General features: G+C 59.5%; 20 protein-coding genes. 4 read left to right on the top strand and 16 right to left on the bottom strand.

Features of this window, described 5'->3' with window-relative positions; genetic code table 11:
• On the top strand, positions 1-219 hold a 219-nt coding region (locus tag F8N80_RS31755), incomplete at its 5' end, for a hypothetical protein (protein WP_224790761.1).
• 60 nt (positions 220-279) lie between these two features.
• Here the strand turns inward: F8N80_RS31755 and F8N80_RS25860 are convergent.
• From F8N80_RS25860 to F8N80_RS25845, 3 genes are all read right to left on the bottom strand, one after another.
• Positions 280-594 (bottom strand): hypothetical protein, encoded by a 315-nt coding sequence (locus tag F8N80_RS25860; RefSeq protein WP_150745811.1) that lies wholly within the window; start codon positions 592-594, stop codon positions 280-282.
• 306 nt (positions 595-900) lie between these two features.
• Complete coding sequence (locus F8N80_RS25855; RefSeq protein WP_150784975.1) at positions 901-1,185, bottom strand: fructose-bisphosphate aldolase; 285 nt, start codon at positions 1,183-1,185, stop codon at positions 901-903.
• A gap of 808 nt (positions 1,186-1,993) precedes the next feature.
• The gene (locus tag F8N80_RS25845) at positions 1,994-2,662 is read right to left on the bottom strand and encodes a polysaccharide lyase family 7 protein (RefSeq protein ID WP_150784974.1); all 669 of its coding nucleotides are present in this window, start codon (positions 2,660-2,662) and stop codon (positions 1,994-1,996) included.
• Positions 2,663-2,985: 323 nt separating this feature from the next.
• On the opposite strand from F8N80_RS25845, the gene F8N80_RS25840 reads away from it, so the two are divergent.
• From F8N80_RS25840 to F8N80_RS25830, 3 genes are read left to right on the top strand one after another with little or no spacing between them, the layout of a single operon-like run.
• Positions 2,986-5,109 (top strand): putative bifunctional diguanylate cyclase/phosphodiesterase, encoded by a 2,124-nt coding sequence (locus F8N80_RS25840; protein WP_150784973.1) that lies wholly within the window; start codon positions 2,986-2,988, stop codon positions 5,107-5,109.
• 45 nt (positions 5,110-5,154) lie between these two features.
• Positions 5,155-5,646 (top strand): M48 metallopeptidase family protein, encoded by a 492-nt coding sequence (locus F8N80_RS25835; protein ID WP_150784972.1) that lies wholly within the window; start codon positions 5,155-5,157, stop codon positions 5,644-5,646.
• A gap of 36 nt (positions 5,647-5,682) precedes the next feature.
• A complete protein-coding gene (locus F8N80_RS25830; protein ID WP_150745807.1) occupies positions 5,683-5,979 on the top strand; it encodes a winged helix-turn-helix domain-containing protein in 297 nt (98 codons plus the stop codon).
• 126 nt (positions 5,980-6,105) lie between these two features.
• Here the strand turns inward: F8N80_RS25830 and F8N80_RS25825 are convergent, their stop codons facing one another.
• From F8N80_RS25825 to F8N80_RS25760, 13 genes are all read right to left on the bottom strand, one after another.
• Positions 6,106-6,558: a GNAT family N-acetyltransferase gene (locus F8N80_RS25825; protein WP_150745806.1), complete on the bottom strand. Its 453-nt coding sequence runs from the start codon at positions 6,556-6,558 to the stop codon at positions 6,106-6,108.
• 119 nt (positions 6,559-6,677) lie between these two features.
• Positions 6,678-8,861, bottom strand: coding sequence for a YccS family putative transporter (gene yccS / locus F8N80_RS25820; protein WP_150745805.1), 2,184 nt, complete (start codon positions 8,859-8,861; stop codon positions 6,678-6,680).
• A 230-nt stretch (positions 8,862-9,091) separates the two neighbouring features.
• Positions 9,092-10,270 carry an NAD(P)/FAD-dependent oxidoreductase gene (locus F8N80_RS25815; RefSeq protein ID WP_150745804.1) on the bottom strand — a complete coding sequence of 393 codons (1,179 nt, stop codon included), beginning with the start codon at positions 10,268-10,270 and terminating at the stop codon, positions 9,092-9,094.
• Between the two features lie 147 nt (positions 10,271-10,417).
• A complete protein-coding gene (dbpA, locus tag F8N80_RS25810; RefSeq protein WP_263596679.1) occupies positions 10,418-11,755 on the bottom strand; it encodes an ATP-dependent RNA helicase DbpA in 1,338 nt (445 codons plus the stop codon).
• 105 nt (positions 11,756-11,860) lie between these two features.
• A complete protein-coding gene (gene mdtD / locus F8N80_RS25805) occupies positions 11,861-13,288 on the bottom strand; it encodes a multidrug transporter subunit MdtD (protein ID WP_150784971.1) in 1,428 nt (475 codons plus the stop codon).
• Positions 13,289-13,458: 170 nt separating this feature from the next.
• Positions 13,459-14,796 (bottom strand): TldD/PmbA family protein, encoded by a 1,338-nt coding sequence (locus tag F8N80_RS25795; protein WP_150784970.1) that lies wholly within the window; start codon positions 14,794-14,796, stop codon positions 13,459-13,461.
• Positions 14,796-16,238, bottom strand: coding sequence for a TldD/PmbA family protein (locus F8N80_RS25790; RefSeq protein WP_150745800.1), 1,443 nt, complete (start codon positions 16,236-16,238; stop codon positions 14,796-14,798). The genes F8N80_RS25795 and F8N80_RS25790 overlap by 1 nt, the downstream gene beginning before the upstream one ends.
• Before the next feature lie 264 nt (positions 16,239-16,502).
• Positions 16,503-18,206, bottom strand: a complete 1,704-nt coding sequence (gene betA, locus F8N80_RS25785; protein WP_150784969.1) for a choline dehydrogenase — start codon at positions 18,204-18,206, stop codon at positions 16,503-16,505.
• A gap of 186 nt (positions 18,207-18,392) precedes the next feature.
• Positions 18,393-19,865: a betaine-aldehyde dehydrogenase gene (gene betB, locus F8N80_RS25780; protein WP_150745798.1), complete on the bottom strand. Its 1,473-nt coding sequence runs from the start codon at positions 19,863-19,865 to the stop codon at positions 18,393-18,395.
• A 110-nt stretch (positions 19,866-19,975) separates the two neighbouring features.
• Positions 19,976-20,569, bottom strand: a complete 594-nt coding sequence (gene betI, locus F8N80_RS25775; RefSeq protein WP_150745797.1) for a transcriptional regulator BetI — start codon at positions 20,567-20,569, stop codon at positions 19,976-19,978.
• A gap of 183 nt (positions 20,570-20,752) precedes the next feature.
• Positions 20,753-21,931, bottom strand: coding sequence for a choline ABC transporter ATP-binding protein (gene choV / locus F8N80_RS25770; protein WP_150745796.1), 1,179 nt, complete (start codon positions 21,929-21,931; stop codon positions 20,753-20,755).
• Positions 21,928-22,773: a choline ABC transporter permease subunit gene (gene choW / locus F8N80_RS25765; RefSeq protein WP_038983589.1), complete on the bottom strand. Its 846-nt coding sequence runs from the start codon at positions 22,771-22,773 to the stop codon at positions 21,928-21,930. Before choW ends, choV begins: the two co-directional genes overlap by 4 nt.
• A gap of 67 nt (positions 22,774-22,840) precedes the next feature.
• A complete protein-coding gene (locus F8N80_RS25760; protein WP_150745795.1) occupies positions 22,841-23,791 on the bottom strand; it encodes a choline ABC transporter substrate-binding protein in 951 nt (316 codons plus the stop codon).
• Positions 23,792-24,018 lie beyond the last annotated feature (227 nt).

Genomic DNA, 24,018 nt, shown 5'->3' with positions numbered 1-24,018 from the left:
CCGTCAGGCGCGACTCTCATCGTGGCGCTGGGGCATGCCCCAAACAGACGCCGGATAGATTTAAGCAAGCCAACCACACCACCCGTTAATCAGTATTGCAAAAATGGGGGTGACCATAGATTTTTGTGGGCGAAACGTTTTTTGCAAAAAAAATGCGCCAAGCGGTTTGATGTAACCTGTAGCGGACATGTTTATGCTCAACTTAGCAAGCGTTCGTAATAGGTGACATCTTTGTCCGAGGGTTATAGTCTGACATGCTCTACGTTATATATTGTGCACTCACCCAATCCGACCAAGGCCTACTTGTTGATAATACGAAACGCCGGAAGCTCCAGCGAAATTTCGGGTCCCATTCAGAGTGTTAAAGTCGGAAGTTGTAAGTGTCCAGCTTTCTGTATTTTCACCCACCTTCCCGCTGAGCATAATGGTTGTGGAGTTTGCCCCGATGTTCTGCGTCCCGTTGATTGTTCCGGTTTGTCCATTAACATTGGCGGTCGCGTTAACCGGACCTGCATAGTCATCACTGCTATTGACTGTCAAATAGATGTGGTTTTCGGCAAACGCACCATAAAAAGTTCCTACTAGAGCGCCCATAATTTATATCCTTATGATGTTGAATATAAAAAAATGAAAAAAGAAAAAAAGAAAAGGGGACGTATTTATTTAGAAAAGAAAAGGGGACGTATTTATTTATGTGGCCTGTTCTTCTTTTTTTTGTTTCGTAGATAAGGCTAGCTCTGTAAGGGTGTACGGTCACCTGTAACAATTGACAGTTTTTAATATCTTTTTGCTATAGAAAGAAAGCTTTTTTGCGGGAAAAGTGAGGGAAAGAGGGCGAGGGAAAGGGGATAGATTTATGTAATCGCCCCCTTTTCCTTAAAAAGCCAAATGCTCAGCTACTTACGGGTTATCAAACCCACGTTGCTCAATTACCCGAAACACATCGCTTACATCCTGGACCATGATCCGGGCGATGTTGGTAACGGTGTTGATGTCGTTCTCGGCGTAGTCCGGCAGGCTGGTGCAGGCCATGAGGTGCAGGTATTTGAGGACGGCGTTGAGGCGTTCGCTGACGCAGTTGTGGAGTTCGCGTAGCGGGGCGTCGCTGTCGATGAGCAGGACGGGGTAGTCGGTGGCGAATTGGGACATGGGGGTGAAGCGGCGAGGTGGTAGTCGATTGCTCATGGAAAGTCCTTAACTCAAGAAAGAATTCGCCACCGTTTGCTGCGAAACAAATAGGGTGGCAGCTGTGCGCGGGTTCGCAGACCGAGGAGTTAAGACCCGGCAGACCCGAGGGTCTCCCACGCACAGCCGCCATAAAAAACGAGTACGGGCAAACGCTGCCCGTGTCGTAGTTTGACGGTTGTGGTTCTAACTCAGTAGGGCTGCGAAACCCTATCGCCGACTGCTGTCAGCGACGAGGCGAACTATAAGCGGCGATTTTGGTGGTTGCAACCGGGGTGTAGGACCGCGTGCGGGCATTGTGGCGAGGGAGCTTGTCGGATCGCCGCACCGTCCCGTTCGGCGGCGCAGTCGTCGTAAAACCGGACACTGCGGTATGTCCGTAGAAATGTGTGGCAGGGTTTGGGTCTGCTTCGCAGTCCAGCGGGAGCAAGCTCCCTCGCCACAACGGCCGGGATCCTACACGTTTTTCGGAAGCCAATCGTTCAGATCGTTCCTACGTTCCGCGTTACTGACCTGCGTCTGGCATCCACCGGTGCGATGCGTCGCCTCATGGATTAAGCCTCCAGCGTTTAAGGGGGGCTGACGTAAGGCACTTGAAATGTCACCTATAGTGGACATAGTCAATGTATAGGTTAATAAAGTCCGTTATGAGTGACATCCATGCTCCTGCAAAATCCTTCTGTGTTCGGTGAAAGAGTCCGTCAGTTGCGGCGCGCCAAAGGCTATAGCAGGCAATTCTGGCGCACAGAGCACCCGTTTTTTCATACGGACTGGAAAACCGCGATGGTTAGCAGTCGATACGATCCAGTTACTTATCGTGATCAATATCCAGCTTGGTGAACGTCACTTTTGCGCCTTCGCTGGTGTATCCGGTATGGTCCTGCACATACACCCCGGCCTTGAAGTACAGCGGCTTGACGCTCCAGGTCTTGCTGATGTCGGTGTCCCACTTGTAGCCCGCCGCACTGATGCCCAGTGCGCCGCGGGGGCTCAGGTGAATCATGTAGGAAAATTGCTGATCCAGCTTCACGCCAGTGGCGATGGTGATCACCCGGCCTTCGCCGTCGTCGGGGCGCATGCGCACTTTGGCGACTATGTTGCCCGACTGCGTCTTGGTCTTGTACTGGTACTCGACCTTCACCATGGGTTTCTGGCTTTTATAGGCGTGAATCTGGCCGATGACGATCTTGCCGGAACTGGGCACCTGGTTGACTGCCAGGGTGGCACGCAAGACGTTGTCGGCGTCCGGGTAGAGCCAGTTGCGCAGGGTTCCGTTGCTGTAGGTTTCGCGCAATTCGGTGCGAGGATATATTGCGTTTTCAGTGCGGGTACCCGTCACCGGCGCCCAGAAAAAAAGTGTGCCGGTATTGGAGTGGAAGTATTGATCCTTGAAGCCGTTCACCAGTTTGGGAGTGTCAACGGTGTACGGCGGATTGCCGACGGGAACACTCAGGTTCCAGGTTGCGAGATCGATCATAGTCAAAAGCTTCCACGATTTTTTTTGCTGCACGCCCGTGCCAGAAGCTCTAGCACGCGCCTTGAAGGGCGGTCTTTATAAGCGCAGAACGCAGTTTTGTTAATGCCCGTCGGGCAGATGGTTGGCGTCAACATCCTGTCGAAATGCCACCTTTCCCGGTTTCAGGGGCTTGAGAGAGTGACCGTTAGTCGGCAAATTAACGCATTGGTTAAATGATGGCGTACTGATATCTTCAGCTTTCACAGAACCCGTCTAAAGTGAAGGCTAGTATTTGTCCGGCTTTCACGAGAAGCCGACCCGACGTCCCGAAAAAGAGAAGCAGCATGGAATGCGCGCAAGCGACGCCAGCCGAAGGCAGCTCAATTCTTTTAATCGTCGATGATTACCCGGAAAACCTGATCAGCATGCGCGCGCTGCTCCAGCGCCAGGACTGGCAGGTGATGACCGCCGCCTCGGGCTTCGAAGCCCTCGACCTGTTACTCGAACACGATGTCGACCTGGTGCTGCTGGATGTGCAGATGCCGGGCATGGACGGCTTTGAAGTCGCGCGCCTGATGCGCGGCAGTCAGCGCACCTGCCACACGCCCATCATTTTCCTCACCGCCAACGAACAGTCCCAGGCCGCCGTGATCAAGGGCTATGCCAGTGGCGCGGTGGATTACCTGTTCAAACCGTTCGACCCGCAAATCCTCAAGCCCAAAGTCCAGGCGCTGCTTGAGCATCAGCGCAATCGCCGCGCGTTGCAGCGCCTGAGCCACGATCTGGAGCTCGCTCGCGCGTTTAATGCCTCGGTATTGGACAACGCCGCCGAAGGCATCCTGGTGGTCGATGAGGAGGGTCTGATCCGCTTTGCCAATCCAGCGATGTCGCGGCTGCTCAATGCCACGGTGCAAGACCTGCAGGGCACGGAATTTCTGGATTACCTGCAAAAGCCACACATCCCTGTCTGGGCCGATTCCGAATTGCTCGGCGGTTACAGGCGCGGTGAAACCCTGCGCCTGCATGATGCACTGCTGCGCACGGCACCGGGTCAACAAGTGCCGGTCGCGCTGTCCTGCGCACCTTTACCCGCCGAGCAACGGGCCATGGTGGTGACGGTGCTGGACATGTCGGTCGTGTGTCATCTGCACCAACAGCTGGAGTATCAGGCGGTCACCGACCCGCTGACCGGGCTGCTCAATCGTCGGGGGTTTTACCAGACGGTGGAAAACCTTCTGCTGCGTGGCGAACGCACTGGCAGTGTCTGGGTGTTGCTGTATCTGGACCTCGACGGCTTCAAGCGGGTCAATGACTCCCTCGGTCACGATGCCGGCGACCGGGTACTGCGCTGGGTCTCTGAACAGTTGAAGGCTTGTCTGCGATCTTTCGACATCCTGGCACGCATGGGCGGTGACGAGTTCACGGCGTTGCTGGACCTGGAGTTCCCCGAACAAGCGGCAAAGATTGCCGAGAAGCTGATTGAGCGTGTGTCGATCTGTCAGCAGATCGACGGTCTGGACATCGCCTTGGGCGCCAGCATCGGTATCGCCACTTTCCCGGATTGCGGCGCCAATCTCGACGGCTTGCTCCGAGCGTCGGACATCGCCATGTATGAAGCCAAGCGTGCCGGCCGTCAGCAGTATCGCTTCTACGATCATGAAATGAATGGCCGGGCACGCTCGCGGCTGATGCTCGAAGAAAGCGTGCGCACGGCCATCGATAACCGTGATTTCAATCTGGTGTATCAACCTCAGGTGGCCATTGCCAGCGGACAGATTCGCGGCTTCGAAGCGCTGCTGCGCTGGCACCATCCGAGTGTCGGCGATGTACCGCCAGGACTGTTTTTGCCATTGCTGGAAGAGGCGCGGTTGATCAGTCGGCTGGGCAGCTGGATCTACCAGCGCGGGGCCGGTCAGCGCAAGGCCTGGGAAACCTTGTTTGCCGAGGACCTGGTGCTGGGCGTCAGTTTGAGCGGCACGCAGTTCGGCATGCCCAATCTGGTCGCCGAGTTGCGCCAGGTGCTGGAGCGCAACGGTTTGCAGGCACGCCATCTGGAAGTCGAGATCACCGAAGAGGCCTTGGTGCACAATCCCGACGAAACCCGCAAACAGCTGCGCTTGCTGCGTAATCTGGGGGTGCGGGTGGCCCTGGATGACTTTGGTTCCGGGCCGTGTTCGCTGTCTCATCTGCGCGATCTGGAGCTGGACACACTAAAGCTCGACCGGCACTTGATCTCTCGGCTGCCGGCGTCTTCACGGGATGCGGCGCTGGTGCGCAATGTGATCGACCTGTGCAGGCAATACGGGATACTGGTGATTGCCGAAGGCGTAGAAACCATTGCGCAATATGAGTGGTTGCACGCCAACGGCTGCGAGTACGTACAGGGGTTTTTGGTGGCGCAGCCGATGATGGCCGAGGACGTCGGCGACTTTGTGCAGCCGTTCGACTGGGGCACGCTGGTCCGCTGAATTCGCTACACTGGCGACCTGTTCGTTCTGATGTTGGCCGTCCCGATGACCGTGTTGAAATACCTCCAGGCCTATCCCGCTGCATTGCAGGACCAGGTGCGCCAGCTGATCGCCGAAGAGCGGCTGGGTGACTACCTGAGCCAACGTTACCCGCAAAAGCACGGCGTGCAGAGCGACAAGGCGCTGTATACGTACGCGCTGGACTTGAAGCAGGCGTTCTTGCGTAACGCTCCGGCCATCGACAAGGTCTTGTTCGACAACCGCCTGGACCTGACCCATCGTGCCCTCGGCCTGCACACCACGATCTCCCGGGTGCAGGGCGGCAAGCTCAAGGCCAAGAAAGAAATTCGCGTGGCCTCGTTGTTCAAGGACGCACCTTCCGATTTTCTGAAGATGATCGTGGTGCATGAACTGGCGCATTTCAAAGAGTCGGATCACAACAAGGCGTTCTACAAGTTATGCGAACACATGTTGCCGGGGTATCACCAGGTGGAGTTTGATTTGCGGGTTTATCTGACTTGGCAGGATATGCAATAAAAGATCAAGATCTTCTAAATAACGCGGAGCGCATGGATGGACGTCAGCAAGACCAAGAGCAGCTTCTACCGCCGGTTGTACGTGGCGTACCTGATCGACAGCGGGCTGGCCAGCAGCGTCCCGGCGTTGACCGAAGTGACCGGCATGCCCCGGCGCACCGCGCAGGACACCATCGCGGCGCTGGCGGATCTGGATATTGTTTGCGAGTTCGAGCAGGAAGAAGGCGCGCGCAATCATGCCGGGGGCTATCGGATTCGTGAGTGGGGGGCGATTGATCGGGGGTGGATCGAGCGCCATTTGCGGCAGATCAAGGCGGTGCTTGAGTACCCCTGAGCGCCTGTATCGACTGATCTGGCACCTTCGCGAGCAAGCCCGCTCCCACATTTGATCTTCGTCGAACGCTGTATTTATGTACGACGAAGATCAAATGTGGGAGCGGGCTTGCTCGCGAAGGGGCCCTCAGGAGCGACGCATCCCGATATGCGGAATATCATCCTCAAGAAACTCCTCACCCGCCACGACAAACCCGTACCGCCCGTAATACCCCTGCAAGTGCGACTGGGCCGACAGATAGATCGGTACCTCAGGCCAGCGCTTCTCAGCCTGCTTCAACGCCTGGTTGATCAACTCATGACCCAAGCCCTTGCCGCGCGCCTCTGGTGCGGTAATCACCCGTCCGATCACCACATCGCCACCCTGTAGCTCCGGGTCAAGCAACCGCAGGTACGCCACCAGCCGATCACCGTCCCAAGCCATCAAATGGCAAGTGTCGCCCTCCAGATCCTGGCCATCCACGTCCTGATAAATGCATTTCTGCTCGATAACGAACACCTGCGCACGCAACTGCAGAATGGCGTACAGCTGCTCTTTGCCCAGGTCACTGTGATGTTTGCAGACCCAATCGATTGTCATCGTCCCATTCCTTGATCAACTGGTACCGATACTAAGCGCCCAGGCCAACGATGTCTTTACGGCGAATAAATCTGTGACAAAGGCCACAATGCCATCATTCATTTCGCGCACTGCAGATCTCAATCCTCACCCGTATCCTTGATCAAATGCGCCGCCAACGTCCGCAACGGACCCAACTGCCGGCAGATCAACGCCAGTTGCGTCTGCACCAGCCGCTGGCCTTCATCGATTTCGTCCGGCATGTGTTCCAGCGCATTGGCCAGCGCCTCTTCCTCATCGCTCTGAATCGTAATCGGCAGTTTACTCGCCAGGCCCTGGGCGATTTCATCGATGCTGGCGGCCAGTCTCACGCCGGCACTCTCGATCAAATGCTCGCGCACGTCCGGCGGTAGCCGGGTTTCGCGGTGCGCGCCCAGACCTGACAAATAGCTGAGCAAGGTGTGCGACAGCACCAGAAACCGAAAGCCGACATCCGCTTCCTTACGGAAATGCCCCGGTTCCATCAGCATGTTCGCCAGCGTGGTCGACAGCGCGGCGTCGGCGTTGTGGGCATTGCGTCGGGCCAGGCGATACGCAAGGTCGTCGCTTTTGCCGACGGCGTATTGCTGCATGATCTGGCGCAGATAAATGCTGTTGCAGGTCAGGGTGTTGGCCAGCACTTTGTTCAGGCGTCGACCCTGCCAGTCCGGCAGGAACAGGAACACCGCCAGTCCGGCGATCAGGCTGCCGAGCAAGGTATCGAACAGTCGCGGCAGGAACAGCCCGTAACCGTCCCCGACCTGGTTGAAGCAGAACAACACCATCAGGGTGATTGCAGCAGTCGCCAGGGTGTAGCGGGTGGTGCGGCTGATAAAGAACACCACGCCGGCTGCGATCGCGAAGCACGACTGGACCAGTGGGTTGGGGAACAAGTCGAATAGCGCCCAGGCCACGGTCAGGCCGATGCCGGTGCCGATGATCCGCTGACCAAGCTTGAGTCTTGTCGCGCCGTAGTTCGGCTGGCAGACAAAGAGCGTGGTGAGGATGATCCAGTAACCCTGGGACGGATGGATCAAATGCACCATGCCGTAGCCGATGCTCAAGGCCAGGGGCAATCGCAGGGCGTGGCGGAACAGCAGCGAGGTCGGCGTCAGCTGCGTGCGCAAGCGTATCCACACGTCCTTGAAACTGTGTGGCGAACGGTCGAGCAGGCTGCTGTCGGTGGCGTCGGCCAGCGCGTCGGGGTTGCTGGCATCGCTGAGCAAGCGGTCAAGGGTGCCGAGGTTGGCCGCCAGCGCGCGCAATGAACGCAGCAGACCGCGCCAGGCCGGGTTGCTCTGGTTTCGCAGGTGTTCGAGGGAGGCGTGCAGGTCGCCCAGGGCTTGGGCAAAATTCGCGTCATAAATGAATGGCTGGCGCATCTGGATCGACTCGGCCAGCGCGCGGCAGGCTTTGCCTTGCTGGCGCAGCAGGCGCTGACAGCGGAACAGCACGTCGCTGTGGAAGAAGGCATCGGCCAGGGCGTTGTAAGGGTAGTGCGAGGAACTGGCGCGCTCGTGGATGTCCTGGGCGAGGAAGTACAATTTCAGGTAACGGTTGACTTTCGACCCTGGTCGACCATTGCCGACCCGGTGCAGGATGATTTCCTTGGCTGCGTTCAGTGCTGCCACTACTTGGCCGTTCTGCTGGGCCAGTTCCAGGCGGCGTGCCTCCACGTCCATCTGCCGGATCGGCTCGAACAGCGACGATTTCAGCTTCAGGTAGTAACCCAACTCACGGAACAATCGCGCCAGGCTCTGCTGCACCGGCTGGTTGGAGAACAGCGCCTGCCACAGCACCGAGAGCAAACCATACCAGGCCGCACCGGCTACCAGCAGCACCGGCTCGTGCCAGAAATCAGTCACCGCACCGCCGCGCTGGTCGACGCCGATCATGGTGTAGACCGACAGAATCAGCGTTGCCGACGCAATCGCCCCATAGCGTTCGCCCAAGGCGCCAAGCATGGTCAGGCCGAAACTGGCCAGCGCGAGGGCGATGACAAAGACGATGGGGTAGGGGAAGAGCAGTTCGACGGAGAGGGCGGCGACGCTGAAACATACCAGCGTCACGGCCAGGGCGTTGAGACGGCCTTGCCAACTGTCGTCGGTCTCGGCCAGGGCGCTGGCGATGATTCCCAGGAACAACGGGATCAGCAGCGCCATTTCATCCTGATACCAACACAGCGCCATGCTGCCGGTCAGGGCGATGAACACCCGCACGCTGTAGCTGAATTTATCCAGCGCCCAGAGGCGACGCAGAGACTGACTGAACGGGGTCGATGACATGAAGTGCGAAGGCCTTCCGAGGCAATGACGCTAAATTGAGCCAGTAATGACGCCGACGCAATGGCGCCGATCACATCTGACAGCAAAATCTGTTCCTTACTTCTGAGTTGTCTGTCAGGACGCCTTCGCGGGCAAGCCTCGCTCCTACGAGTTTCTGTCATACGCAATATCGCGAACGACACAAAACCGTAGGAGCGAGGCTTGCCCGCGAAGAACGATAACGCGGTCTGTCAGACGTATTGCGCGGCAGCGTAACCGGATGCCCAGGCCCACTGGAAGTTGAAACCGCCCAGATGCCCGGTCACGTCGAGCACTTCGCCGATGAAGTAAAGGCCAGGGCTTTTCAGCGACTCCATGGTTTTGGACGACACTTCGTGCGTATCGACGCCGCCCAGGGTCACTTCGGCCGTGCGATAACCTTCGGTGCCGGCCGGTACGACTGTCCAGCTCGCCAGTTTCTCTGCGATGTCGGCAATTTCTGCGTGGGTGTACTGTTTCATCGGCTTGGAGACGAACCAGTTGTCCGCCAGCAGGTTGGCCATCTTCTTGGTGAATATTTCGCCAAGCAGGGTTTTCAGCTCGCTGTTTGGGCGTTCGGCCTGCTGCTGTTGCAGCCAGCTCGGCACGTCGAGATCCGGCAGCAGGTTGATCTCCACCGTGTCGCCGGATTCCCAGAACGAAGAAATCTGCAAAATCGCCGGGCCGCTGAGTCCGCGGTGGGTGAACAGGATGTTCTCGCGAAAGCTCTGCTCGTTGCAGCTCACCAGGCAATCCACGGATGTGCCGGACAACTCGGTGCACAGTGCCTTGAGCTGATCGGTGATGGTGAACGGCACCAGGCCGGCGCGGGTTGGCAGCAGCTCGTGGCCGAACTGCTTGGCCACTTGATAGCCAAAACCGGTGGCGCCCAGGGTCGGGATCGACAGGCCTCCGGTGGCGATCACCAGGGATTGGCAGGTAATTTGTCCCAGCGTGGTGTCCAGCAGATAACCGCTTTCGAGCTTTTCGATGGTCTGGATCGAGGTGTCCAGGTGCAAGCTCACGCCGACCTGATCGCACTCATTGAGCAGCATCTCAAGGATATCGCTGGATTTGTTATCGCAGAACAGCTGGCCGAGTTTTTTCTCGTGGTACGGCACGCCGTGTTTGGCGACCATGCCGATGAAATCCCACTGGGTGTAACGCGCCAGGGCGGATTTGCAGAAGTGCTCGTTCTGCGAGAGAAAATTGCCAGGTTCGGTATACATATTGGTGAAATTGCAGCGGCCACCGCCGGACATCAGGATTTTCTTGCCGGCCTTGTTCGCATGATCGAGCAACATCACCTTGCGCCCACGCCCGGCGGCGGTCAGCGCACACATCAACCCTGCGGCGCCAGCGCCAATGATCACGACTTCGGTAGAGCGCAAAACGGTGTCCTCACACAAATCTCAGAAGCTGAAACGCCCCCTGTAGGAGCGAGGCTTGCCCGCGAACAAGGCCCCGCGGTGTATCAGGTACACCGCGTTATCGTTCTTCGCGGGCAAGCCTCGCTCCTACAGGGGGCGGTGGCGGTCTTACAGGATGCGCACGCGCAGCGAGCGACCCTTGATCTTGCCGTCGTTCAAGCGTTGCAGGGCCTGCTTGGCGATCCCGCGCTCCACGGCTACAAATGCCTGGAAATCGAAGATCGCGATCTTGCCCACCTGGGCGCCCGGAATCCCGGCATCACCCGTCAGGGCACCCAGAATGTCACCCGGACGCACCTTGTCTTTACGACCCGCGCCGATGCACAGCGTGCTCATGACCGGCAGCAGCGGTCCGCCGCCCTGGGAGGTGAGGTTGTCCATTTGATCCCAGCTCAATGGCGACTTCTGCAGTTGCTCGATGGCTTGGGCGCGATGTGCTTCGGACGGCGCGACCAGGCTGATCGCAATGCCTTTCTCACCGGCACGGCCCGTACGGCCAACACGGTGGATGTGGATTTCCGAGTCGCGGGCCAGTTCGACGTTGATCACCATGTCGAGCGCGTCGATGTCCAGACCGCGCGCGGCGACGTCGGTGGCGACCAGTACCGAGGTACTGCGGTTGGCGAACATGGCCAGCACCTGATCACGATCACGCTGTTCCAGATCGCCGTGCAGGCCGACGGCAGAGATGCCTTTGGAGGTCAGGTGATCGACGGTTTCCTGAACCTGCTGCTTGGTGAAGCAGAACGCTACACAAGAGGCTGGACGGAAGTGACCGAGCACCTTGGTCACAGCACTCATGCGCTCTTCCGGGGAGATTTCGTAGAAGCGTTGTTCGATCTGCGTGTCGTCGTGGAACGCCTCGGCCTTCACTTGCTGCGGGTTGCGCATGAATTTCGATGCCAGCTGCTTGATGCCCACCGGATACGTGGCGGAGAACAGCAGGGTCTGACGACGCTCCGGGCACTGGGCGATGATTTCTTCGATGGAATCGTAGAAACCCATGTCGAGCATGCGGTCGGCTTCGTCGAGGATCAGCGTGTTCAGGCCATGGAGTACCAGCGAACCCTTGCGCAGGTGCTGCTGGATACGACCCGGGGTACCGACGATGATGTGCGCGCCGTGCTCCAGCGAGCCGATCTGCGGACCGAAGGAAACGCCGCCACACAGGGTCAGGACCTTGATGTTGTCTTCGGCACGGGCCAGGCGCCGGATTTCCTTGGCGACCTGGTCAGCCAGCTCACGGGTCGGACAGATAACCAGCGCCTGGCAACCGAAGAAGCGCGGATTGATCGGGTTCAGCAGGCCGATACCGAAGGCGGCGGTCTTGCCGCTGCCGGTCTTGGCCTGGGCGATCAGGTCCATTCCCTTGAGGATCACCGGCAAGCTTTGCGCCTGGATCGGCGTCATCTGGGCATAACCGAGGGAGTCGAGGTTAGCCAGCATGGCGGCGGACAGCGGCAAAGTATTAAAAGCGGTGGCAATGGTGGTCACGGGACTGGCCTGCAAAACAAAATGTCGCGCAGTGTATCAGTCCCATGGCCATTCGCCCTAAGGCTCTATGTGTTCTTCCGGACGCTTGACGCGCCGTCCGTCTTCCTTTGAGAGCTGGGAGAAAATCGTCGCAGCCAGCATCGCCATGATTCCGACGGTCACGAAGGTCAGTTGGAATGCACCCAGAACAGTGTCTACGCCGTCATTTCCGGCTTCTGCGGTAAAGCCGCCGAGCAGGGCGCCAGCGCAGGCTACACCCAGGCTCAGGGACAACTGCGCGACCACTGACAGCAAGCTGTTACCGCTGCTGGCACTGGCGTCGTCGAGGTCGATCAGGGTCACGGTGTTCATCGCGGTGAACTGCAACGAGTTGATGGCGCCGAGAATCGCCAGCATCCCCAGCAACAGCCAATAGGGTGTCTGTTCGCTGACCAGGCCCATGCTCGCCAGCATGATGCCCAGGGCCAGGGTGTTACCGGTGAGCACGATGCGATAGCCCAGGCGCTCGATCAGCGGCCGCGCCACCGACTTGGCGACCATCGCTGCAGCAGCCAGTGGCAACATGCTCATCCCGGCCTGGGAGGGCGAATAACCCAGCGCCACTTGCAGCAGCAACGGCACGAGGAACGGCAACGCGCCGCTGCCCAGACGGGCGAACAGGTTGCCGAGAATGCCCACGGCAAACGTCCGGGTCTTGAACAGCGAGGGCGCGAACAGCGGATTATCGATGTGCCCGGCCCGCAGCCAGTACGCTGCCAGACACGCCATGCCGCCGAACAGCAGCAACATAACACGCAAGTGCGGCAGGTGCAGTTCGCCGAGCCCTTCCATGGCAATGGTGATCAGCACCATCGCCGCGCCAAACAGCAAAAAACCCAGGCTGTCGAAACGGGTGCGCTCGGTGCCGCGCAGATCAGGGATGAATTTCCACACGGCGTAGCAACCGACGGCGCCCACCGGCAGGTTGATCAGGAAGATCCAGTGCCAGGTCAGGTATTCCACCATCCAGCCGCCCATGGTCGGGCCGAGCAACGGGCCGAGCAGACCGGGAATGGTGATAAAGCCCATGATCCGCACAAGCTCCGAGCGCGGGTAGGCGCGCAGCACCACCAAGCGCCCGACCGGCAGCATCAGCGCACCGCCCAGGCCCTGAATCACTCGGGCGCCGATCAGCATGCTCAAGGTGCTCGACAGGGCGCAAAGCAACGAGCCGAGGCTGAACAGCAGAATCGCGCCGAAAAAGATTTTCTTGGTGCCGAAGCGGTCGGCGATCCAGCCCGAAGCGGGGATCAGCAAGGCGACGGTGAGCATATAGGCGATGATCACGCCTTGCATGCGCAGCGGGTCTTCGGCCAAGTCCCGGGCCATGGCGGGCAGGGCGGTGTTGAGGATGGTCCCGTCGAGGGATTGCATGAAGAAAGCGATGGCAACAACCCAGGGCACCCAGCGGGCAGTGACAGCGTCGAGAGGTTGGCGGTTGGGCATGGGGCCTCTTGTGGGAGAAGAGTTAATGCAATGTCATGGTGGTCGCAGTCCATGTGGGAGCGGGCTTGCTCGCGAAGGCGCTGGATCAGTCAACATTGATGTTGAATGTAATAGCCTCTTCGCGAGCAAGCCCGCTCCCACAGGGTTCCGGCTTCACCAGGATTTTGTGTTTACAGCGTAAGGGTCAATCGGCTGATCAGCGCCCCCGGCAACAACGCCGAGGCCGTGGCCCGCTGGCTGTAGGTGCTTGCCGACAGCAACAACTCGCGCTCTTCAGTCAATGCTTCCAGCTGCGATCCCAGCAAACTGTAGGCACTGTCATCAAACCGCATGGTGCTCACCGGCGCCTGGATCTCGCCGTTCTCGACCCAGAAGGTCGCGAACCGCGTCATGCCGGTCAGGCGTGCCGCCGGCTGGTCAGAGTAGTTCAGGTACCAAAGGTTGCTGATGTACAAGCCAGTGCCCAGTTGCCTGAGAATCTCTGCATCAGGCAACGCACCGGGTGCCATGTTCAACGCGCTCGGCATTTCACCGCCGCTGGCGCCGTTGGCTGTCAGGCCGTACTCGGCGGCACTGCGTGAGCTGACCATCTGCGCGCCGGCCTGGCCATTCACGATCAACCCCAGGTCACTGCGTGGATACCCTTCGCCAGAAAACGCCGGGCTCAACGAACCGCTGACCTTCTCATCGACCGACACCAACGGGCTGAACGAGCTGTCGCCCGCGTAAAGCTTTTGCAGCGGACTGTTTTTGCTGGCAATCGATTGTGCCGAGAAACCGCCCCAACCCAGCATGTCCATGATTTCACCCAAGGCAGCCGGAGCCAGGTAGGCGCGGTACTGACCCGGCGCCAGGGTGCGTTGCGGTTTGCCCAGAAACGCCAACTGCTCGCGTGCTTGCGCAAAACGCCTGGCGAACCCTTCGCTGTTCCAGTCGTGCCCGGCGTAGCTGGCTTTGACGGCTTGGCCATTTTCATGGAACAGGCTGAAATCGAAGTTGAAGCTGTTGGCCTGATGCCAGCCAAACGCGCCCGAAGAACTGGCGAAACCACGACTGATCGGGCCGGCGGCGTAGAAACCTACCAGGTCCAGCCCTTCGGCTGCCTGGGTGATTTCGGCAACCGATTGCTCGGTATCCGGCAGCGGATGCTCTTGCACGTTCTTGCTCTGCCAGCCGTTGCAGTTGAGCAGCAGGTACGGGTCCTGCGGTAGCAACGGCAAGGTTTCACGCAACTGTTGCAGGCCTTCGGCCAAACGCTGAAGGTCGACTTCCGGATCGCCCGTCAGCGTGATGTCGAGGTCGGCATGGCGGCCTTCATTGATCAGTTTGAAACCGACGCTCGCCTGCTGCACCTGGCCGGCCTGACGCACCTTGGCGTGGTTGAAACGCACGAAGGCCGACGACTCGGCAGCGTAGCTGAGGGTGAATTGTTCCGGTTCGCGAATCGAGTCGCGCAACCAGTTGACCAGTGCCTTGAACGATTCGACCTGACTTTTAGACGTACTCATCAGGCATCTCCTCCAAACACATCCACATGGCTGAACACACAGGCCGGCGAGGCATGGCCGACGCGGATTACCTGATTCGGTTCGCCCTTGCCGCAGTTCGGCGTACCCAGGACCTTGAAGGTGCTGGCATCGCCGACGGCGCTGAGGCTTTTCCAGAACTGCGCGGAAATCGCCCGGTAGTTCGGATTTTTCACCACGCCCTTGAGTTCGCCGTTTTCGATCAGCTGAGCCCATTCACAGCCGAACTGGAACTTGTTGCGCGCATCGTCGATCGACCAGGACCGGTTGGTGCTCATCAGAATGCCGTGTTCGATGTTGCCGATCAGTTGCTCCAGCGGTTGATCACCAGGCTCGATGTTCAGGTTGGCCATGCGGTCGATCGGTGGGCGGTTCCAGCCGCAGGCGCGACTGTTGGCAACGCCCTCCATGCCGGCCCTGAATTGAGAAAGCGCGCCGCCCAGCGGGCGCAACAGCAAGCCTTCTTTAATCAGGAATTGCTTGCTGGCGGCGCTGCCGTCGTCGTCATGGCCGTAGCTGGCCAGTTGCTCGGGGATGTCCGGGTCGAAAGTGACGTTGAGCAGTCTGGAGCCGTATTGCAGGCTGCCAAAGTCTTCTGCCTTGACGAAACTGGTGCCGGCGTAATTGCGCTCGTCGCCGAGGATGCGATCCAGTTCCAGCGGGTGACCGATGGATTCGTGGATCTGCAGCATCATCTGGTCCGGCATCAACAACAGGTCACGCGGGCCTTGCGGAGTGTTCGGCGCCAGCAGCAGCTGCAGCGCCTGATCGGCGACTGTCGGGCCGGCCCCGACCAGGCCGCAGCGGCTGATGACATCGGCGCCGCCCTGCTGGCCGAAGTTTTCACGGCCGAGGCTGCGGGTCTGGCTGTCGTTGCCGTCATAGGCGGTGACGTCGAGGCCCGGGTAGACGAAGCGCTGTGCCTGACGCAGCTCGGCGCCGGCGCTGTTGAGGTAGATCTGCTCGACATTAGTGATGCCGATGCTCACCTGCCAGTTCACCAGGCGCTCATCCTTGGGCACGGCGGCGGATTCGGCGCCGAGCAGTTGGTAGCAGTCGCTCAGGGACGGGAAGGGCTGGTCCAGGTTCGGCGAAAAGTAGTCGCCGCGGTCACTGGGGACAGCGTGTTCGCGCAGGTCGAGCAAGGCGTGGGGCTTGAGTCGGCGGGCTTGCTGCTCGGCTCTCCCCAGCGCTGCTTGCAGGCCGGATTGGGACAGGTCGCTGGTCGCGGCGTAGGCTTCCACGCCGTTGACCCGAACGGTCAGCATCGCGCCTTCGTCACGGCTCAGGCTCGGAGGCTCGGCGACGTTCTTGCGCACCGACAGGTACTGGCCGGACTCGCGTACATAACGCAGCGAAAAAAATTCAGCGCCCGTGCGCAAGGCAGCGAAGCGCTGCTTGAGCTGGGGGTGGAAATCGAACATTCGTGGACCTCCTTGTGATGGAGCATCGGTGTTGCGAGGGGGTGAAACGATTGCGTGGCGCTAGATTAGGCCTGGGCGGGGGGGGAGTTCAAGAGCGGAGCGGGGTGGGGAGGGATTGCCGGGAGATGGGTGGTGTCTGGTTGGGCCCCTTCGCGGGCAAGCCTCGCTCCTACAGGGATCGCGGGTGGATCACGAATGTGCAATCCAGCCCGAAACCCGTAGGAGCGAGGCTTGCCCGCGAAGGGCGCGCCTCGGTGTAACGACTTACTGCGCAGTCAGGCTCACATCCCGCATCGGCTTGCCACGCACCGGCGTATCACCGGCCACGTAGTAATCAGCCTTGCTGCGCGGCAACGCCTTGCGACCACGGATCTTGTCGGCGATTTTCTCGGCGATCATGATCGTCGGTGCGTTCAGGTTACCGGTGGTGATGATCGGCATGATCGAGGCATCGACCACCCGCAGGCCCTGCATGCCATGCACACGACCTTCGCCATCGACCACGGCCATGGCGTCGGTGCCCATCTTGCACGAGCAGGACGGGTGGAACGCGGTTTCGGCGTGTTCGCGGATGAACGTGTCCAGCTGCTCATCGGTTTGCACCTCGATGCCCGGGCTGATTTCGCGGCCACGGAAGGCGTCCAATGCAGGCTGTTGCATGATTTCACGGGTCAGGCGGATGCCGTCGCGGAATTCCTGCCAGTCCTGCTCGGTGGCCATGTAGTTGAACAGGATGCTCGGGTACTCGCGCGGATCCTTGGACTTGGCCTGGATGCGACCGCGGCTTGGCGAACGCATGGAACCCATGTGTGCCTGGAAGCCGTGTTCCTTCACACCGTTGCTGCCGTTGTAGTTAATCGCGACCGGCAGGAAGTGGTACTGGATGTTCGGCCAATCGAATTCCGGACGGGTGCGGATGAAACCGCCGGCTTCGAACTGGTTGCTGGCGCCGATACCGGTGCCGTTGAACAGCCACTCGGCACCGATGGCCGGCTGGTTGTACCAGAGCAGCGACGGGTACAGCGAGACCGGTTGGGTGCAAGCGTATTGCAGGTACAACTCGAGGTGATCCTGCAGGTTTTCGCCAACGCCCGGCAGGTCGTGGACCAGCGGAATGTCGAGCTTGTTCAGCAGCTCGGCGGGGCCGACGCCGGAACGTTGCAGGATCTGCGGCGACGCGATGGCGCCGGAGCACAGCAGCACTTCCTTGCGGGCGCGGGCTTCAATGCGCTCTTCAGCGGTGCCGATCAGGTAACGCACGCCGACCGCACGCTTGCCTTCGAACAGGATCTTGTCGGTCAGGGCGTGGGTGACGATGGTCAGGGTCGAGCGCTTCTTGGCGACGTCCAGATAACCGCGGGCGGTGCTGGCGCGACGGCCGTTCGGCGTCACGGTACGGTCCATCGGACCGAAGCCTTCTTGCTGATAACCGTTCAGGTCTTCCGTGCGCGGGTAACCGGCTTGCACACCGGCTTCAACCATCGCGTGGAACAGCGGGTTGTTGCCGGCTTTCGGCGTGGTCACGCTGACCGGGCCGTCGCCACCGTGGTAGTCGTTCGGGCCGATGTCACGGGTTTCCGCCTTGCGGAAATACGGCAGGCAGTTCAGGTAGTCCCAGTCTTCAAGACCAGGAAGCTTCGCCCAGTTGTCATAGTCCATGGCGTTGCCGCGGATGTAGCACATGCCGTTGATCAGCGAAGAACCGCCCAGGCCCTTGCCGCGACCGCATTCCATCCGGCGACCGTCCATGTGTGGTTCTGGATCGGTTTCGTAGCCCCAGTTGTAGCGACGGCCTTGCAGCGGGAACGCCAGGGCGGCCGGCATTTGCGTGCGGAAGTCGAGACGGTAGTCCGGGCCGCCTGCTTCGAGCAGCAGGACGGTGACGCCTTCGTCTTCAGTCAGACGGGTCGCCAGGGTGTTACCGGCCGAGCCGGCACCGATGATGATGTAGTCGAATTCTTGGGACATTGAATGCACCCTCTTTGATAGTGGTCCAGATCGGGGTGTCTCGAGGCGAGTGCTTCGCACTCGATTCGCGGGCAAGCCCGCTCCCACAAGGATTGGGGCTGCCACAGATTTGATGGACGACGCCAAACCTGTGGGAGCGGGCTTGCCCGCGAAGAGGCCCTCGCAGGCAATACAAGACTCGGGGCTTTAGAACACCGAGGCGTAGTCGCCCAACTCGACCTGTACCGATTTGATGCGTGTGAAGTTGTTCAGCGAGCTGATGCCGTTCTCACGGCCCACGCCCGACTGCTTGTAGCCGCCGACCGGCATCTTGGCGTCGGACTCGCCCCAGGCGTTGATCCAGCAGATACCGGCTTCCAGTTGATGAATCACCCGGTGAGCGCGGTTCAGGTCGCGGGTTACGACGCCAGCCGCCAGACCGAACTCGGTGTCGTTGGCACGACGGATCACTTCTTCTTCGGTTTCGTAGGTCAGGATGCTCATCACCGGGCCGAAGATTTCTTCGCGGACGATGGTCATCTCGTCGGTGCAGTCGGTGAACACGGTCGGCGCGACAAACGCGCCCTTGGCGAATTCGCCGTCGGTCAGGCGAGTACCGCCGCACAGCAGGCGAGCGCCTTCTTCCTTACCTTTGGCGATGTAACCCAGCACGCTTTCCATGTGGGCAAAGCTGACCAGCGGACCGAAGTTGGTGTTCTCGTCTTGCGGGTTGCCGACGCGGATACGGGCAACGCGCTCAACGATCTTGGCTTCGAACGCGGCTTTCAGGTGGCTCGGGACGAACACACGAGTGCCATTGGTGCAAACCTGACCGGAGCTGTAGAAGTTGGCCATCATCGCGGTGTCGGCGGCGCGATCGAGGTCGGCGTCGTCGAAAATGATCAGCGGCGATTTGCCGCCCAGTTCCATGGTCACGTCTTTGAGCGAAGAGCCCGAAGCGCTGGCCATGACCTTCTTGCCGGTATCGGTACCGCCGGTGAAGGAGATTTTTTCGATGCGTGGGTGCTCGGTCAACCAAGTGCCGACTTCACGGCCGCTGCCGGTAAGGACGTTGAACACGCCCGCTGGAACGCCGGCTTCGGTGTAGATCTCCGCCAGTTTCAGCGTGGTCAGGGAAGTGACTTCGCTTGGCTTGAAGATCATCGCGTTACCGGCCGCCAGGGCTGGCGCGGATTTCCACAGGGCGATCTGGATCGGGTAGTTCCACGCGCCGATACCGGCCACGACGCCCAGCGGCTCGCGACGGGTGTAAACGAAAGAAGTGGTACGCAGCGGAATCTGCTCGCCTTCGATGGCCGGCACCAGGCCTGCGTAGTACTCCAGCACGTCAGCGCCGGTGACGATGTCGACGTAGCGGGTTTCTGAGTACGACTTGCCGGTGTCCAGGGTTTCCAGGGCGGCCAGTTCATCGTTGCGCTCGCGCAGGATGTCCACGGCACGACGCAGGATGCGCGAACGCTCCATGGCCGTCATCGCCGCCCAGATTTTCTGGCCCTTTTCGGCGCTGACCACAGCGCGCTCGACGTCTTCCTTGGTCGCACGTTGTACGGTTGCGAGGACTTCACCGTTAGCCGGGTTGATGGCTTCGAAAGTGGCGTCGCTGCTGGCGTCACTGTAGCCGCCATCGATGTAGAGTTTTTGCAGTTCGAAACGGGCCATAAAGTCCTCGCAAGTGCATAAGTGGGTTGGCGTTAACCACTGGGGCGTGCCGTGTAGCGTTGGCGGCGCTGTTCAGTGGCGGTTCAGGGGCTGAGCGTTTTATGTGTGCTCTAGCTCACCTGCTTGGCCAATTGGAAATCCATGTATTCGTAGGCGATCTGGTGCGCCTGCGCGGTGTCGAAAGCATCTCCCGACAGCGCGCCGCGCAACCACAAACCGTCAATGAGGGCTGCCAGGCCTCGGGCTGCACTGCGCGCGTCATCGAGCGGCAATACACGGCGGAACTGGCAGCACAGGTTGGAATACAGGCGGTGATCGTTGATCCGCTGCAACCTGCGCAATGACGGGTGGTGCATGCTGGTGGCCCAGAAGGCCAGCCAGGTTTTCATTGCCGGGCCATTGACCTGGCTGGCGTCGAAGTTGCCTTCGACAATCACCTGGAGGTGAGCCCGCGGGCTGTTGTCCTCCAGCGCCTGACGGCGCGCGGTGACGTTCTCGCTGAGGACACTCATCAGATACTGCGCCGTGGCGGCGATCAGGCCGTTCTTGTCCTGAAAGTAGTGACTGATGATGCCATTCGAGACACCGGCCAAACGGGCGATCAGCGCAATGCTGGCGTCCCCCATTCCGACCTGATCTACCGCCTGCAGCGTGGCTTCGATCAACTGCTGGCGGCGGATGGGTTGCATACCGACCTTGGGCATCTTGCACATCTCCTTGGGCCTTACCGGCGGACGTAAAAAGGTCTCGCATTGACGGCCAGTCTATTTTGTTTTGATTGAACGTTCAATCAACAAAAAATAAGTCCGACGACAAGTCTTCGCTTTCAACATCGCGCTCAAACAAAAACGCCGCGATCATCTCGCGGCGTTTTTGTGTGTGTTGCCTTACCCCAGGTTCTTGCCGAGCAGTGCGTGGTACAGCTCGCTGTCACCCAGAATCCCGACCACCTTGTTGTTATCGTGCAGCACCAGCTTGTTGCCGGTCTGGTAACGAATCTGCAACGCATCGCGCATGCCGATGTTGGAATCCACCAGCGTCGGCCGGCGACCCAAACCCTCAACCGCTTGGCCCGGAATCCAGTTCTGCAGGTCCAGGCTCGCGCCGTTCTGGCGTGCGCCTTTGATGGTGTTGCCTTCGGCCAGGTCCAGCCACGAATCGCCACCCGGATCCAGGCATACCGAACCGTTGATGCGTTTGCAGTTGTCCAGGGTGCGCATCAGGCTGCGACCGCACAGCACGTTCAGCGGGTTGGTGTGGGCGACGAAAGTCCGCACGTAATCGTCCGCCGGGTTGAGGACGATTTCTTCCGGCTTGCTGTACTGGATGATCCGGCCGTCTTTCATGATCGCGATGCGGCTGCCGAGCTTCAGGGCTTCATCGAGGTCGTGGCTCACGAACACGATGGTTTTGCTGAGCTTGTTTTGCAGTTCCAGCAGTTCGTCCTGCAGACCCTGGCGGATCAGCGGGTCGAGGGCCGAAAACGGTTCGTCCATCAGCAGAATGTCGGCGTCCATTGCCAGCGCGCGGGCCAGGCCCACACGTTGTTGCATACCGCCGGAAAGCTCGTTGGGTTTCTTGTTGCGCCACTGGGTCAGGCCCACCAGTTCGAGTTTTTCATCGACCAGCTTTTTCCGTTCCTTCTCCGGACGACCCTGCATCTCCAGGCCGAAGCTGATGTTCTCGCGAACGGTCAGCCAAGGCATCAGGGCAAACTTCTGGAACACCATCGCAATGCGCTTGGTGCGCATCATTTTCAGTTCTGCCGGGGTGCAAGAGGCGATGTCGATCTGCTTGCCTTCGTGCTCAACGAACAATTTGCCACGGCTGACGGTGTTGAGGCCGTTGATGCAGCGCAGCAGGCTGGACTTGCCGGAGCCGGACAGGCCCATCAGTACGCAGATTTCACCTTTTTCGACGTCCAGGCTGGCCTTTTCGACCCCAACGATCTGCCCGGTCTTTTTCAGGATCTCGTTACGGGTCATGCCTTGATCCAGCAGCTTGAGTGCCTCGCGTGGATCCTTGGAGAAGATTACGTCGACGTTATCGAAGCGAATAATGCTCATGCGTCACCCCCTACTTTGGCGTCGGGTTGTTTGCAGATACGGTCGAGCATGATCGCCAGCAGTACGATCGCCAGGCCCGCTTCGAAGCCCAGGGCGATATCAGCAGTGTTCAGTGCGTTGACCACGGGTTTGCCCAGGCCGTCGGCGCCCACCAGTGCCGCGATCACCACCATCGACAACGACAGCATGATGCACTGGGTGATACCGGCCGCGATGCTTGGCATGGCGTGGGGCAATTCAATCCGTGAGAGCAGCTGACGTCGCGAGCAGCCAAAGGCCTTGCCAGCGTCCATCAATTCTTCCGGGACATCGCGAATACCCAGGTAAGTCAGGCGGATGGGCGCGGCAATCGCGAACACCACCGTGGAGATCAGGCCCGGGACCACACCCAGTCCGAAGAGGGTCAGGGTAGGAATGAGGTAGACGAAGGTCGGCACGGTCTGCATCAGATCGAGTACCGGCCGCATCACTGTGTAGAACATCGGTTTGTGCGCGGCGACGATGCCCAATGGCACGCCGATCAGCACGCAGACCAGGGTGGCGAACAACACCTGGGCAAGGGTTTCCATGGTTTCCTGCCAGTACCCCAGGTTGAGGATCAGCAGGAAGGAGGCGATGACAAAAACGGTCAGCCCCCACTTTCGTTGAATGAAGTGTGCCAGTAGCGCGATGAGGCCGATCAATGCCAGCGGGTTGAACCAGGTCAGCGCAAAAGTCACGCCGTGGATCATCGTTTCCAGTGACACGGCAATTGCGTCGAAGGTGCTGGCGCCGTTTTGCGTCAACCATTCAACGAAGCCTGCGATGTACTGGCCTAAAGGTATTTTCTGATCAATCAGCATGGTAGTGAACGTCCGCATGCAAGGAATAAACAGCCCGGACGAGCGAACTCGCCCGGCATAAGCGATTTTACTGTGCGAGCTTGGCTTTCACGGCCTCCAGGCCTGGTTTACCGTCAATGGTGGTCACGCCAGCGAGCCAGGTATCGAGCACCTGTGGATTCTTTTTCAGCCAGGCCTTGGCGGCCGCGTCAGGCTTCATTTTGTCGTCCAGGACGTTGCCCATCAGCGTGCTTTCCATGTCGAGGGTAAACACCAGGTTTTTCAGCAACTGACCCACGTTGCTGCATTCCTGAACATAGCCCTTGCGGGTGTTGGTGAAGATGGTCGCCTGACCGAAGTTGGGGCCGAAAAAGTCGTCGCCGCCGGTCAGGTACTTCATCTTGAATCGCGTGTTCATCGGGTGCGGTTCCCAGCCCAGGAACACCACGGCGGTGTTGCGGCGCTGGGCGCGATCGACTTGCGAGAGCATGCCTGCCTCGCTGGATTCGACCACCTTGAAGCCGGCGTCTTTCAAGCCGAAGGCGTTCTTGTCGATCATGCTCTGAATCAGGCGGTTACCGTCGTTGCCTGGTTCGATACCGTAGATCTTGCCGTCGAGTTCTTTCTTGAACTTGGCGATGTCGGCGAAATCCTTCAGACCCTTGTTATACAACTCTTCGGGGACGGCGAGTGTGTATTTTGCGTTTTCCAGGTTGGCGCGCAGGGTGTCCACGGTGCCGGCATCGCGGTAGGCCTTGATGTCGTTTTCCATGGTCGGCATCCAGTTACCCAGGAAGATGTCCATGTTCTTGCCATCGGCCAGGGATTTGTAGGTCACTGGCACGGAAATCATCGTGGTCTTGGTCTTGTAGCCCAGGGCATCGAGCACGACGCTGGTGGTGGCGGTGGTCACGGTAATGTCCGTCCAGCCGACATCGGAGAAGTTTACGGTTTTGCACTGAGCCGGTTCGGCGGCTTGCGCCAGAAACGGCAGACTCAGCATGGCGGCCAACAACAACAACGGCGGGGAACCTTTCATGAATGGACTCCTTGGTGTTTTTTTTGGCAGTGTTCCGACTGGACCACCGCACTTATAGGTTGCGGTTGGATGGCGTTTTGGAGACATCTCTGCCACGGCGCCTTGCAATCGAGTCGATACGATCATGTACCAGTGAAATTCTGACGCCTACAGGGTGCGTCGTAACCAGTACAGGGAGGGTCGCATCCAGTGTCGGTGACGTCGCTTACAGCTTTTTTCAGCCCTGT

Origin of the sequence: Pseudomonas fluorescens (genome assembly GCF_902497995.1) — a bacterium.
Lineage (GTDB): Bacteria > Pseudomonadota > Gammaproteobacteria > Pseudomonadales > Pseudomonadaceae > Aquipseudomonas > Aquipseudomonas fluorescens_BK.
The sequence above is the reverse complement of the archived record's forward strand: the minus strand, read 5'-3'. Positions and strand labels throughout refer to the sequence as shown.